Below are 12,181 nucleotides of genomic sequence, written 5' to 3' on the forward strand. Positions count from 1 at the left end.
GGGAAACAAAATAGCCGTAGATTATGTAAAAATCTACGGCTATTAATTGGTCTTAAAACCTTATATTATAGTGTTTCGTTCAACCATTTAAAGAATTCACCTTGCCATACCTGAGCATTTTGTGGTTTAAGAACCCAGTGATTTTCTTCTGGAAAATAAACAAATCTACTTTTTATGCCTCTTAATTGAGCGGCCTGAAAAGCTTCCTGTCCTTGTCCGATTGGTACACGGAAATCTTTTCCTCCCTGAAAAATCAAGATTGGTTTATTCCATTTTTCAACCATAGTTGCAGGGTTAAAAATAGTGTATGCTTTTTGAGCAACAGCATTGTCTTTTTCCCAGTAAGGACCACCAAAATCCCAATTGTTAAAGAAAACTTCCTCTGTAGTTCCCAACATACTTACTGTATTGAAAACCCCATCATGTGCGATAAAAGTTTTGAAACGGTTGTTGTGAATTCCGGCTAAGTAAAATACCGAATATCCTCCGTAACTTGCACCAACACATCCTAAACGGCTTTTGTCAACATAGCTTTCTTTAGCTACATCATCAATTGCAGAAAGGTAATCGTTCATAACCTGTCCGCCCCAGTCTTTACTAATTTGTTCGTTCCATTCAACACCATGTCCTGGCATTCCGCGACGATTTGGTGCTACAACTACATAACCTTTAGCAGCCATTAAAGAAAAATTCCAACGGAAAGAATACGATTGTGTCAATGCGCTTTGTGGACCACCCTGACAGAATAATAAAGTTGGGTATTTTTTTGTAGCATCAAAATTTGGAGGTAAGATTACCCAAACCAACATTTTTTTTCCGTCAGTCGTTGTAACATAACGCTTTTCAGTTTTGCTTAAAGCTAATGTTTTATAAGTATCTGTATTTACATTAGAAAGTTGTTTCCAGATATTTTTCTTCAAATTAAAAGAATAAATCTCCGGAGCATGATTCATATCGTTTCTTGTTACAATGATGTCATCGCCAACAAAACCTACTAAATCATTTACATCAAAATCTCCGTTTGTAATCTGACGAACCTGAATTGCGATTTTTGTCAAACCTGGAAAATTCACTACAAAAAGCTGTTTTGTACCATCTACCGGTGCTACAAAATAGACATTTTTGCCATCTTTGCTCCAGATAAAATTATCTACAGTTCCGTCCCAGTTTGCTGTCAAGTTAGTTTTGATCCCTTTAAATTCTACAATAATGTCGTTTTTATCAGCTTCATAACCATCACGTTTCATTTGCAGCCAGGTCAAATTTCCTGTTGGAGAAAATTGCGGAGCCGTATCGTAACCCAAATTGCCTTCGGTTCTGTTAGTTGTTTTTTGAGTTTCTAAATTGTACTCATAAATATCTGTATTTGTTGAAATCGCGTATTGAGTTCCCGATTTTTTCTTGCACACATACAAGATGCTTTTTCCGTCTGGTGACCAGATATAATCTTCATCTCCGCCAAATGGTTTTTGTGGAGAATCAAAAGTTTCACCTTTCAAAATGTCAATTCCCGCAGCGCCATCTTTGTTTTCTTTATAAAAAACGTGGTTAAATTTTCCTTCATTCCAAGTGTCCCAGTGGCGATAATCTAAACCATCATAAATTTGAGCATCAGATTTTTCAAGACTTGGATAAAAATCTTTTCCTAAAACTTTGTCGATTTTTACTTCTTCATTATAAACTAAAAATTTTCCGTCAGGCGAAACATTTTTGTCTTTCAAAAGGTCTTTAGTGTCTTTAACTTCAGTTGCATTTCCTCCGTTTACAGGAATAGTGTAAAATTTAGAGTGCGATTTGTTTTCTTCTACAGAAGGTGTAGAAACCTTAAAAACGACATTCTTTTCGTCTTTTGAAAGTCCGAGTGCGCTTACTCTTCCTAGTTTCCATAATAATTCCGGAGACATTACATTTTGTCCGATAGCGTTTAAACTCATCATTATTAATGTTGTTACTACTACTTTTTTCATAATAAAAATTCTAATTTTTTGTGCGCTAAAAATACGAATATAATTTTGCAACAAAATGTTAAAAAGGGTTAAACCATATAAGTAATGTAAGTTCATTTAAACATTATCAATATTTTTTCTTTTTTACCATTAAGAGATTAAGTGAATTAAGAAAGCAGAACTTAATATAACTTAATCTCTTAATGGTTGGTTTAAAAATTAAATTGTTTTAAAACTAAATTTAAATGAACTTACATTACTTATATGGTTCAAAAAAATCATTATTTTTATAAAAATTTGATCGATGGAATTAAGTTATTGGGAATTAAAAAACTGGTTCACAAATGTTGATTATACTATTGTGGGCAGCGGTATTGTTGGTCTGCATACAGCATTACGCTTACGCGAAAGATTTCCGACTACAAAAATTCTGGTTCTCGAAAGAGGAATGCTGCCGCAAGGTGCGAGTACAAAAAATGCCGGTTTTGCCTGTTTTGGAAGTATCTCGGAAATTCTGGAAGATTTAAAAACCCATTCAGAAGATGATGTAGTGAATCTGGTCGAAAAACGCTGGAAAGGTCTGCAATTACTCCGAAAAAGATTAGGTGACGCTGCAATTGATTTTAAACCACACGGTGGGTATGAATTGTTTCTGAAAGAGGAGGAATCCGGATTTGGCGAGTGTATTGCTAAGATTCCTTTTATAAACGAAGTTTTAAAACCGTTGTTTAAAGCTGATGTTTTTTCTAAAGAAGTAGATCGTTTTGGTTTTGCAAATATTCAGGAATATTTAGTTTTTAATCCGTTTGAAGCGCAGATCGACACCGGAAATATGATGCAGGAATTATTGAAACAAGCTATTTCTGCAAATATTTTAATTCTAAATCAGCAAACCGTGACTTCTTATTCTGATGCCGGAAACCATGTTGAAGTGGTGCTGAATGATTTAAGTTTTAAAACAAATAAATTGCTTTTTGCAACCAATGGTTTTGCCAATGCTTTAACCAATGGTGCTGTAAAACCGGCAAGAGCGCAAGTTTTAATTACAGAACCTATAAAAGATCTGGATATAAAAGGAACTTTTCATCTGGATCGCGGATACTATTATTTTAGAAATATCGGTGATCGGATTTTATTAGGAGGGGGAAGAAACCTTGATTTTGAAGGAGAAACCACGACAGAATTTGGGCAAACGAAAATTATACAAAATAAATTGGAGGAGTTGCTGAAAAATGTAATTTTACCAAATCAGGATTTCCAGATAGCGCATCGTTGGAGCGGTATTATGGGAATTGGGAATAGTAAGAATCCTGTCGTGTCTCAACTTTCTGACAACGTGTTCTGTGGAGTACGTTTAGGCGGAATGGGGGTCGCAATTGGCAGTTTAATAGGAACAGAATTAGCAGATTTAATATAATGGCAGTAACCAAAAAACCGGCACCAAAAAAAACTACAGCAACAACAAAACCTAAGCCAACAGCAAAGAAAAAGACCAGCCGTACTTTTGGCGAAAAAGTAAAATGGTTTTTTATTAAGCTCTCTTTATGGTTTTTTGGATTGTCAATCGGGTCGGTTATTATTTTTAAATACATACCGGTGCCTTTTACACCTTTAATGCTTATTCGTGCTATCGAAAATAAAATGGCTGGCAAAGAAGTTTACTTTGATCACGACTGGGAACCAATTGAGAAGATTTCCAATAATCTTCAAAAAGCGGTAATCGCCAGCGAAGACGGAACTTTTTTAACGCACAATGGTTTTGATTTTAAAGCGCTTCAAAAAGCATATAAAAGCAATGAACGCGGACGCCGAATTCGTGGCGGAAGTACCATTTCGCAGCAAACAGCAAAAAATGTCTTTTTATGGCAGGGAAAAAGTTATTTCCGTAAAGGTCTTGAAGCTTATTTTACCGTTTTAATCGAAATTATCTGGGGCAAAGAAAGAATTATGGAAGTTTACTTAAACAGTATCGAAATGGGAGATGGTGTTTATGGTGCTTATGCCGCAACAGAACACTGGTATCGTCGTGATGCCTCGAGTTTAACACCGATGCAGGCTGCCGGGATTGCAGCAATTCTTCCTAATCCGAGAAAATTTAAAGCTACCGGTTCTTCAAGTTATATTAACCGAAGAAAAGAACGAATTGTTCGCGAGATGCGAGCCGTTGGAAAAATAAATTATAATGGAAAATAGAAATGCCTTTTTTGCGGTCTTTCTATTGGCAACAACGTTAGTTTTTGGGCAGGCAAAAACAAAAGAAATCGGAATTATTTCTGATAATGATTTATACACTTCGTCCAAAAACGATATGTATTACACCAACGGTTTAGAGTTTTTCTTTCGGTTTTTATCTAAGAACGAAAACCCAAAAATCAATAAAAAAATTACCGAGTTTCGTATTGGTCAATATATCTATAATCCAAGATTTATAAACAAAGAAGCCGTTTATGTAAACGATCGTCCTTTTACAGCCTATCTTTTTGCCGAAGCCGGACGCAGTTTTTTTTACCAAAGTGAATCGGTTTTAAAAACAGATTTCCAATTGGGTTTTATGGGACCAAATGCGTTGGGAAGAGAAACACAGGAAAGTTTTCATCACCTTATTGGATATAAAAATGTATACGGTTGGGAAAATCAGCTTCATAATGCTTTTGGTATTCAGGCACATGTTTTATATTCTAAGAAGTTATTTCCTGCTAAACACAATGATTTTGTGGATCTTCACTTTCAATCCGAAGCCAATCTTGGAACTATATTTACAGGAGTTTCTACAGGTCTTTTAACCCGAATTGGGTTTAAAAAGTTATTACCGGTTTACGATTCAAATTTGCACGATGCATCTGTAAATACTCAACCGCAATATAATATTCGTGAGTTTTATTTCTATGCCATGCCAAGTGTCAATTACCAGTTTTATGATGCTACTATTCAAGGCAGTATGTTTAATGATACCAGTCCGTTGACTTTTGATATAGTTCCGTGGCGCTTCAATGCCGAATTTGGTTTAAAATACCGCCATAATAACTGGAACTTATCCTACTCCTTTTTATACCGTGGCCGTGAGGCTGAACCCAATTTTATTACCAATACAAACACGGGTTATTTTTATGGATCTATCAGACTGGGGTATTTGTTGAATTAGGTTTTGCTGAGAAGACGTTAAAATACAAAGGTTTTTAGTTTTAAAATTCTGACTTTTAGGTTATAAATAATGAAAAACGGAATTAATCAATAATGCCCAATATGATAAAAAAAATAAATCGATTAGCGCATCCTGTTTTTCTTGTTTCGTTATTTATTCTTCTTTTAAATGATTTAATATTAAAGACAACCTTTCATAATTATCTCACCGGAAAGTTATCTGATTTCGCAGGACTTCTTGCTTTTCCGTTTTTTTGGAGTGTTCTTTTTCCAAAAAGAATCAAAGAAATTCATATTGCGGTTGTTTTATTTTTTTGTTTCTGGAAAAGCCCTTTTTCAGAAACTTTTGTGAATTTGTTTGGTTTTTATCGTATTGTAGATTTTTCAGATTATATCGCTTTAGTGAGTGTTTTTATTTCGTTTCTGCTGCTAAAAAAAGAATTTGTCCTATACAAAGTTCAGCCAGTTTTTCTAAAATTTATTTTTCTTCTTTCTTGTTTTTCTTTTGTAGCTACTACGCAACCACCAGAACCGGAAACATATGAAGATGGTTTTTTATATCTGTATCTGACAAATGAAAGCGATAAAAAAATAATTGCTCTGGTAAATTTTAAATTTTCTGAAAATGAAATTGCATTATTTAAAAAGCAGCAAATTAAAATTCGTTTAGATCAGTATGAAAAATTTGTTAGTGAAGAAGGAAAAGAACATGGATTAGTTTATAAATCATCTGATTCACTACGAATTGTAAACGAAGTCAATGAGGAATGGCTGTTACGACAAAAAACACACGTTATAGACTCGATTGTATTAGATAAAGGGGCTGAAAAATATCTTGTCTTGCCTTTGCATGGTAACGATACATTAATTGGTTTTCCTAAAAATTTTAAAATTTCAATTTTAGATGCTAATAGGAAAGTGCTAAAAAGCTATGACAAAAAAGCATTTTTTAATACAATAGGCAACAAAGGATTGAACGAATTCTCAAGAAGAGACATGTTTAAATTAACTTTTGGAAAGAAAAAAGAACCGTTAAAGATTTCTGATTGTTACGGTAAATGGGAATCTCGCGAAAAAAACGATTTGAATAAAATAGAAATCAATTCTCAATTTTGCATAAATGACAGTAACGACGAAGTTTATGACTGTAATTATAAAAATGATACCATTTTAGTACATTCTCCTAATAAAATATATCTGGGAATCATTAAAAAAGTAACAAATGATCTTCTCATAATTTCCTGGGACAGCAAACCTGATTTGATTTATGTTAAATCTAAAAAGCCTACGGTTTTGGCTCGTTAATTTTTTATAGGATGATTTGATTTGATGCAATAATTGTTTCTCTTTTTATGTATAAATTCTAAATCTATACTATCTGTCAAAGAATATTGTTGTTTTTTATTTTAATATTAAAAAGACAGATTGTTTTTTTTGTAAGAATTTTTTGCTTATTTTTAATTCTTATTGATTGTAAGGTAATATAAAAAACATGAAAATACTTATTGATACCAACATATTTTTAGATTTTTATCGCTCGAATAGTGCGTCGATACATATTTTTAGCACGCTAATTGAAAACATTGATAAATTCATTTTAACTGATCAGATAATTCAGGAATTTGAAAGAAGTAGGGAAGGCGTCATAAAAAGTGTTCAGGAAAGGTTTCAAATAGAATCTAAATTAGATAATTTTTCAAGTTCATATCTTCAGAACTTGCCAGAATTTAAGACGCTAGTAGATATCCAAAAGCAATATAGTGCCCAACAAAAGATTGTCAGTTCAAGTATTTCTGATATCTTAAAAGATTCTGCTAAAGACCCTATTGCAAATTATTTTAAGGAATTTGTAAATGAATCTTTAAAAGAAGATAAAGTCTATTTTACTACTGATGAAATAGTAAGTAAGGCTGTGAAAAGAAAAAATATAGGGAATCCTCCAACTTCTAGTAAATTTTCCCTAGGAGATGAAATTAATTGGGAAATTATCTTAGCAAATATTCAAGAAGATATAATTTTAGTTGGACGAGATAATACTTATGTGAATAATCTTTCATTTTTGCAGAAGGATTATCATAAACAAACGGGTTATGATATCATAGATTTGACAGATAGAATATCTTTTGCTTTAGATATAGCAGGAATTAAAATATCGGAGGCCTTAATAAAAGAAGAAAATAAAGTTATTGAAGATTTAAAACATTATGATGAGTTTTGGAGATATAAAGCTCGAGAAGAATAATTATCTTTGAAATCAAAACTTTAATAAAATAATTATTAGCTATATAAAAATGGGAAAATTTGTTATTACAAAAAGAGTTAATGGTGAATTCCAATTTAATCTTAAGGCTGGAAATGGTCAGACGATCCTAACAAGTGAAGGTTATACCACCAAGGCGGCTTGTTTGAATGGAATAGAATCTGTTAAGACAAATTCGCAAGATGATAATAGATTTGATAGAAGAGAATCTTCAAACGGAAAACCTTATTTTAATTTGAGAGCATCAAATGGTCAAATTATTGGATCAAGCGAGATGTATGAAAGTGTTGCGGCTAGAGAGAATGGTGTTGAATCTGTAAAGAAAAATGCTCCAGACTCATTAATTGAAGATCAGGAATAATTGAATGAATTAATAAGACATAAAAAAAGCCGTTCTAAAAGTTTAGAATGGCTTTATTAATTTATAATGATTAAAAGGATTATTTCTCCTTCAATATTTTTTCTAAATACTCTACTTTATCTTTTTCAGCCTGAACCAAACGCTCATAAAGTTCAACCACTTTATCTAGAGGATTGAAATTGCAACTGTTATTTCCGAAATTCCCAAAGTTTCCTTGACTATCGTTGAAAGTATTAAAATAATTAATCATATTTTCCTCTGAAAAACTTTTTATAGCTTCAGCAGTAACACCAAGTGCTTTTGCTATTTCGATTAATTTTTCTTCTTCTATAGTTTCGCTGTTTTCTATTGCAGATACAGTTTGCTGGCTCATGCCTAAAGCTTGTGCCAAAGCTTCTTGTTTCATATCACGAAGCTCACGAATACGGCTTATTTTACGGCCTATGTGATTTGGTTTTGTTGCTGTGCTCATAATTCAAAGGTATTTAAAAATCATTTACAAAATCATTTATCAGTAAAAAACAGAGTCGTTTCTGTAAAATACGCTTTAGGGTTTGAAAGAAGAAAATAAACAAATAAATTTATTTGTTTTGGTTTTGTAGTCTGGCAATAAATTACGTTCCTGAAATTCTGACAGAAAAGATTTTATCCGGAATGATCGACATACAAATACCAGACATCTTTTATTTTTCGCATTATTCCGGAAAACTGCCCGGAACTGTTTTTACCATTCGGAGCTTCTACACTAAATTTGGCATTTACAAAAGCATCTTTTTTTGAAAGTGGTTCAATAACAAAATCGGTCATAGTCAGTTTTCCCATTCTTTCTTTCGGCCAGTATTTTTTATAGAAATCTGTGATATTGTTTTTTCCGTAAACTACACCGCCGCTGTAGATCATACGAACAGAATCTACGGGAGCATAAAAGTTGAGGTAGCCTTCGAGATCGCCGTTATTCCAGCAGGTTTGCTGTGCTTTTAAACGTTCGAGTACTTGTTGTGAAATTTTATCCTGACAAATGCCTTTAAAGGAAAGCATAAGCAAAAAAACGAGAAATAAAGATTTTAAGTGACGCATAAGTTTTATAAATAAAGTTAAATTACTCAATTGTGTTGTATTGCAATAATCTTCCCGCTATTTTTATCAAAAGTGATAGTTTTATTAGGGAGGCCGTAAAAGAGCGTTAAAGTTATCGTATTATCGGTTTCATTTTTAAAAAGAATATCTTTTGCCGTTCTGATTTTGATATTCATATTATCATCCATAAGCTGATAGTCAGTACATTTTAAAATTCGTTTTTCAAACACCCCTTTTTTTTCAATGACTTCAAGCCACGGATGCCCCATCGGACTGTAACTTACAATTTGTGCTCTATAATTTTCATTGAGATCTTTGTTTTGGTATAAACCTAAAGATGTACTTGAAAGCAATAAAGTAAAAAATGGAAGCATCATGGCAATAATACTAAGTCCAAAAGTTACGACTATTGCTGCCAAAAGAAGTTTTGCCATGAGATTTTTCCAAAAAACGATTATAATTACAAAATTGCTTATGAGCCAGAGCCATGATAAAACCACATCGCTGTAATAACCGCGAAGACTAATTTCTTTAAAGTAGTACAAAAGACAGTCAAGCACAAAAAGAGTGCAGATAATGAAGTAGATTCGTAAAAGTATTTTGTGGTCTGAACTCATAATTTTCCTGTGATATAATGTAAAGCAAATATTGTAACAGTTGATAAAACCAAAATAGGGAAGGAAGAAACGGTCAAAGTATAAAGTATTTCTTCTTTAAAAAGATAAGTACTCCATGAAGATTCACGATCAACAAAAATGGTGTAATTCCAGAAAAACCAAATAAAAATTAGACAGTTGAGTTCAAAGCCTATTTTTAGATATTTATTTTTTATGAAAGTAAACAGGAGAAATGCAATTGTCAGGAAACCAGTTGTAAGTACAGATATTAAATAAGCATCATCAAAAAAGCTACTGTCTGGATTTCCGCTGGATATTTTATTAGAAAAACTTCCCATTGCCCAATAGATTTCTATAAAAGTAAAAACAAAAAGTAACAACGCAATTATAACGAGTTTCTTTAAGAATGAGAATGTTTTGTTTTTTAAGTTTTGATTCATTTTGAAACATTTGGTAACTAAAAATAATTTCTTCTTTCGAATATTTTGGACTTACAAAAGTATGAAACTGTTTTAAAGAATTATCTTTCAAAAGCTTTAGTTGTGTCAGAATAAGTTTTGTCTGGAAATTGAACACTTAACTTTTTGATAATACAGTATTTAGTTATAGTTTCTTACTTTTAAGTAAAAATTAAAGTTATGGAAATTAATTGGGGCATAATAGCGATTGTTGCAGTACTGGTAATTATTCTAGTTGTATTAACAATCAGAAGAAATCTGAAGGAAAAAAAGAAATTAGAAAATCTGTTGAATAACGATTTCAAAAAAGCAGAAAAAAAGAGAGTAGATGCCGAAGATTCGGCAAATGAGAAATAGATAGTTTTGTCATAGAAATCGAAATGACAAGATTAAGTACAATAAATATTCATAAAAACAAAAAACCTTGTAAAACTAAATTTACAAGGTTTTTGGTTTTTTGTGGAGAATACCGGATTCGAACCGGTCACCCCTTGCCTGCCAGGCAAGTACTCTAGCCAAATGAGCTAATCCCCCTAGCATTAATTTGGGTTATAGATTCGAACTGTCGCCTTCCCGATTTTTCATCGGGATACTCTAGCCAAATGAGCTAATCCCCCAAAGCGTTAGCAAATAAAGTCAATTAATTGTCAAAAAACAAATTTTGGGGAGTTTCAGGTTAATTATTTTTCAAAAGCGTAACTTTACCTTTAAATCTATTTTTATGAGTTCAGAAAATGCAAAAGGGAGTTTAGAAACTTCTTTTCAAAATACTATTGCAACCGTTGAGTTTGGTCATCCTGCGAGTAATTCTTTTCCGCGTCAGTTATTAGATCGCCTTACAGCAGAAATTAATTTGTTGAGCCGAAATGAAAATGTTTCGGTAATTATATTAAAAAGTGAAGGAGTCAGAGCCTTTTGTTCCGGTGCCTCTTTTGATGAACTTTTAGAAGTTGAAAATGTGGAGCAGGGAACAGAATTTTTCTCTGGTTTTGCTCATTTGCTCAATGCGATGCGCAATTGCAATAAATTGATTATTGGCCGTGTTCAGGGAAAAGCGGTTGGCGGCGGCGTTGGTATTATTGCTGCTTGCGATTATGTTTTTGCAACTCCCGAAAGCGATGTGAAATTGTCTGAACTGGCAATTGGGATTGGACCTTTTGTTATCGAACCTGCAGTTTCCCGAAAAATTGGTAAAACAGCAATGACCGAAATGACGCTTGCTGCGCATGAATGGAAATCGGCAGAATGGGCTTTTCAAAAAGGACTTTTCTCGGTAGTTTGTGAATCTTTTAGTCTGGATCTTAAAATAGATAATTTCGCTCAAAAGTTAAGTTCGTATAATCCGGAAGCTTTGCTGGAAATGAAAAAGATTATTTGGGAGAATACTGAAAATTGGGAATCATTGCTTTTTGAGCGCGCTGCAATTACAGGAAAATTGGTTCTGTCTGACTTTAGCAGAAATGCATTAAAACAATTTAAAAAATAAACCAAAAGAAATTCCAAATAAAAAAATCAAAATTCCAATGGAGGACCAAATTATATTGGAATTTGGGATTTATCCCGAAGCCTCGGGATTGGAATTTACTTTCTAACAGTAAATTTCTGTGTTAATTTAAATTTAGTAAACATGTATATCATTTCATTACTACAAAAAGTCGATGTTGCCGAAAAACTTAAAAATGCGCCGGACAGCGGATATCAGATTGGTGTTGTCATTGGTTCTTTTATTCCTTTTGTCATTTTAGTAGGAATTGCCTACTGGATGTATAACCGTGCTAAAAAAAGAGATGAAAACGGTTATTAATTTGTAAATTTGCAAGCTTAAAATTAAGAATCGATGAGTAATATCAGAATTACAAAACAATTTAGTTTCGAAACCGGACATGCTTTGTACGGTTATGACGGAAAATGCAAGAATGTTCACGGCCACAGTTATAAATTGTCGGTAACCGTTATTGGTTCGCCAATTACTGACCGATCGAATGTGAAGTTTGGAATGGTAATTGACTTTTCTGACCTAAAGAAAATTGTAAAAGAAGAAATCGTCGATCAGTTTGATCATGCTACTGTTTTTAATCAGACAACACCGCATATTGAACTGGCAAATGAATTGAAAAATCGTGGCCATCATGTAATTTTGGTAGATTATCAGCCAACAAGTGAAAATATGGTGGTAGATTTTGCAGAAAGAATTATTGGAAGACTTCCGGCTGGAATTTCTCTTTTTTCCCTTAAACTTCAGGAAACAGAATCTTCATTTGCAGAATGGTACGCATCGGATAATATCTAAAACTCCAATTTTTAAATTCCAAATCCCAAAT

15 protein-coding genes and 1 tRNA gene are annotated in these 12,181 nt (G+C 32.9%); 10 read left to right on the forward strand and 6 right to left on the reverse strand.

Annotated features, from left to right (window positions below; translation table 11 throughout):
• Nucleotides 1-65: 65 nt before the first annotated feature.
• Nucleotides 66-1,967 carry an alpha/beta hydrolase family protein gene (locus tag OLM51_RS04440; RefSeq protein ID WP_264553193.1) on the reverse strand — a complete coding sequence of 634 codons (1,902 nt, stop codon included), beginning with the start codon at nt 1,965-1,967 and terminating at the stop codon, nt 66-68.
• A 283-nt stretch (nt 1,968-2,250) separates the two neighbouring features.
• Between OLM51_RS04440 and OLM51_RS04445 the strand changes: the two genes are divergently transcribed.
• From OLM51_RS04445 to OLM51_RS04470, 6 genes are all read left to right on the forward strand, one after another.
• On the forward strand, nt 2,251-3,363 hold the full coding sequence (locus OLM51_RS04445; protein WP_264553194.1) for an NAD(P)/FAD-dependent oxidoreductase: 1,113 nt from the start codon (nt 2,251-2,253) through the stop codon (nt 3,361-3,363).
• On the forward strand, nt 3,363-4,139 hold the full coding sequence (mtgA, locus tag OLM51_RS04450; RefSeq protein ID WP_264553195.1) for a monofunctional biosynthetic peptidoglycan transglycosylase: 777 nt from the start codon (nt 3,363-3,365) through the stop codon (nt 4,137-4,139). Before OLM51_RS04445 ends, mtgA begins: the two co-directional genes overlap by 1 nt.
• The gene (locus OLM51_RS04455) at nt 4,129-5,088 is read left to right on the forward strand and encodes a lipid A deacylase LpxR family protein (RefSeq protein WP_264553196.1); all 960 of its coding nucleotides are present in this window, start codon (nt 4,129-4,131) and stop codon (nt 5,086-5,088) included. The genes mtgA and OLM51_RS04455 overlap by 11 nt, the downstream gene beginning before the upstream one ends.
• A gap of 101 nt (nt 5,089-5,189) precedes the next feature.
• Nucleotides 5,190-6,392, forward strand: a complete 1,203-nt coding sequence (locus OLM51_RS04460; RefSeq protein ID WP_264553197.1) for a hypothetical protein — start codon at nt 5,190-5,192, stop codon at nt 6,390-6,392.
• A gap of 187 nt (nt 6,393-6,579) precedes the next feature.
• Nucleotides 6,580-7,329, forward strand: coding sequence for a PIN-like domain-containing protein (locus tag OLM51_RS04465; RefSeq protein ID WP_264553198.1), 750 nt, complete (start codon nt 6,580-6,582; stop codon nt 7,327-7,329).
• 49 nt (nt 7,330-7,378) lie between these two features.
• On the forward strand, nt 7,379-7,708 hold the full coding sequence (locus OLM51_RS04470; RefSeq protein ID WP_264553199.1) for a YegP family protein: 330 nt from the start codon (nt 7,379-7,381) through the stop codon (nt 7,706-7,708).
• Nucleotides 7,709-7,787: 79 nt separating this feature from the next.
• On the opposite strand, the gene OLM51_RS04475 is transcribed toward OLM51_RS04470, so the two are convergent.
• The 4 genes from OLM51_RS04475 to OLM51_RS04490 all read right to left on the reverse strand — a co-directional run bounded on the left by OLM51_RS04475 (nt 7,788) and on the right by OLM51_RS04490 (nt 9,842).
• A complete protein-coding gene (locus OLM51_RS04475) occupies nt 7,788-8,180 on the reverse strand; it encodes a helix-turn-helix domain-containing protein (protein WP_264553200.1) in 393 nt (130 codons plus the stop codon).
• 173 nt (nt 8,181-8,353) lie between these two features.
• Nucleotides 8,354-8,785, reverse strand: a complete 432-nt coding sequence (locus OLM51_RS04480; protein ID WP_264553201.1) for a YybH family protein — start codon at nt 8,783-8,785, stop codon at nt 8,354-8,356.
• A 26-nt stretch (nt 8,786-8,811) separates the two neighbouring features.
• Nucleotides 8,812-9,219, reverse strand: coding sequence for a hypothetical protein (locus OLM51_RS04485; RefSeq protein WP_264553202.1), 408 nt, complete (start codon nt 9,217-9,219; stop codon nt 8,812-8,814).
• 179 nt (nt 9,220-9,398) lie between these two features.
• Nucleotides 9,399-9,842, reverse strand: a complete 444-nt coding sequence (locus OLM51_RS04490) for a hypothetical protein (protein ID WP_264553203.1) — start codon at nt 9,840-9,842, stop codon at nt 9,399-9,401.
• A 198-nt stretch (nt 9,843-10,040) separates the two neighbouring features.
• Here OLM51_RS04490 and OLM51_RS04495 point away from each other — a divergent pair, with 198 nt between their 5' ends.
• Nucleotides 10,041-10,217: a hypothetical protein gene (locus OLM51_RS04495; protein WP_264553204.1), complete on the forward strand. Its 177-nt coding sequence runs from the start codon at nt 10,041-10,043 to the stop codon at nt 10,215-10,217.
• 103 nt (nt 10,218-10,320) lie between these two features.
• On the opposite strand, the gene OLM51_RS04500 is transcribed toward OLM51_RS04495, so the two are convergent.
• Nucleotides 10,321-10,394 (reverse strand) — tRNA-Ala (locus OLM51_RS04500).
• 187 nt (nt 10,395-10,581) lie between these two features.
• Between OLM51_RS04500 and OLM51_RS04505 the strand changes: the two genes are divergently transcribed.
• From OLM51_RS04505 to OLM51_RS04515, 3 genes are all read left to right on the forward strand, one after another.
• On the forward strand, nt 10,582-11,346 hold the full coding sequence (locus OLM51_RS04505; protein WP_264553205.1) for an enoyl-CoA hydratase/isomerase family protein: 765 nt from the start codon (nt 10,582-10,584) through the stop codon (nt 11,344-11,346).
• Between the two features lie 141 nt (nt 11,347-11,487).
• Complete coding sequence (locus tag OLM51_RS04510) at nt 11,488-11,664, forward strand: hypothetical protein (RefSeq protein WP_264553206.1); 177 nt, start codon at nt 11,488-11,490, stop codon at nt 11,662-11,664.
• Nucleotides 11,665-11,697: 33 nt separating this feature from the next.
• A complete protein-coding gene (locus tag OLM51_RS04515; protein WP_264553207.1) occupies nt 11,698-12,150 on the forward strand; it encodes a 6-pyruvoyl trahydropterin synthase family protein in 453 nt (150 codons plus the stop codon).
• Nucleotides 12,151-12,181: the final 31 nt, after the last annotated feature.

Origin of the sequence: Flavobacterium sp. N2038 (genome assembly GCF_025947185.1) — a bacterium.
Lineage (GTDB): Bacteria > Bacteroidota > Bacteroidia > Flavobacteriales > Flavobacteriaceae > Flavobacterium.

Bases quoted from the DNA above. Each gene is read 5' to 3' on its own strand.
- OLM51_RS04460 (WP_264553197.1), top strand. From the start codon at position 5,190: ATGATAAAAAAAATAAATCGATTAGCGCATCCTGTTTTTCTTGTTTCG.
- OLM51_RS04445 (WP_264553194.1), top strand. From the start codon at position 2,251: ATGGAATTAAGTTATTGGGAATTAAAAAACTGGTTCACAAATGTTGAT.
- OLM51_RS04475 (WP_264553200.1), bottom strand. From the start codon at position 8,180: ATGAGCACAGCAACAAAACCAAATCACATAGGCCGTAAAATAAGCCGT.
- OLM51_RS04440 (WP_264553193.1), bottom strand. From the start codon at position 1,967: ATGAAAAAAGTAGTAGTAACAACATTAATAATGATGAGTTTAAACGCT.
- OLM51_RS04505 (WP_264553205.1), top strand. From the start codon at position 10,582: ATGAGTTCAGAAAATGCAAAAGGGAGTTTAGAAACTTCTTTTCAAAAT.
- OLM51_RS04470 (WP_264553199.1), top strand. From the start codon at position 7,379: ATGGGAAAATTTGTTATTACAAAAAGAGTTAATGGTGAATTCCAATTT.
- OLM51_RS04455 (WP_264553196.1), top strand. From the start codon at position 4,129: ATGGAAAATAGAAATGCCTTTTTTGCGGTCTTTCTATTGGCAACAACG.
- OLM51_RS04465 (WP_264553198.1), top strand. From the start codon at position 6,580: ATGAAAATACTTATTGATACCAACATATTTTTAGATTTTTATCGCTCG.
- OLM51_RS04480 (WP_264553201.1), bottom strand. From the start codon at position 8,785: ATGCGTCACTTAAAATCTTTATTTCTCGTTTTTTTGCTTATGCTTTCC.
- OLM51_RS04495 (WP_264553204.1), top strand. From the start codon at position 10,041: ATGGAAATTAATTGGGGCATAATAGCGATTGTTGCAGTACTGGTAATT.
- OLM51_RS04485 (WP_264553202.1), bottom strand. From the start codon at position 9,219: ATGGCAAAACTTCTTTTGGCAGCAATAGTCGTAACTTTTGGACTTAGT.
- OLM51_RS04490 (WP_264553203.1), bottom strand. From the start codon at position 9,842: ATGAATCAAAACTTAAAAAACAAAACATTCTCATTCTTAAAGAAACTC.
- mtgA (WP_264553195.1), top strand. From the start codon at position 3,363: ATGGCAGTAACCAAAAAACCGGCACCAAAAAAAACTACAGCAACAACA.
- OLM51_RS04510 (WP_264553206.1), top strand. From the start codon at position 11,488: ATGTATATCATTTCATTACTACAAAAAGTCGATGTTGCCGAAAAACTT.
- OLM51_RS04515 (WP_264553207.1), top strand. From the start codon at position 11,698: ATGAGTAATATCAGAATTACAAAACAATTTAGTTTCGAAACCGGACAT.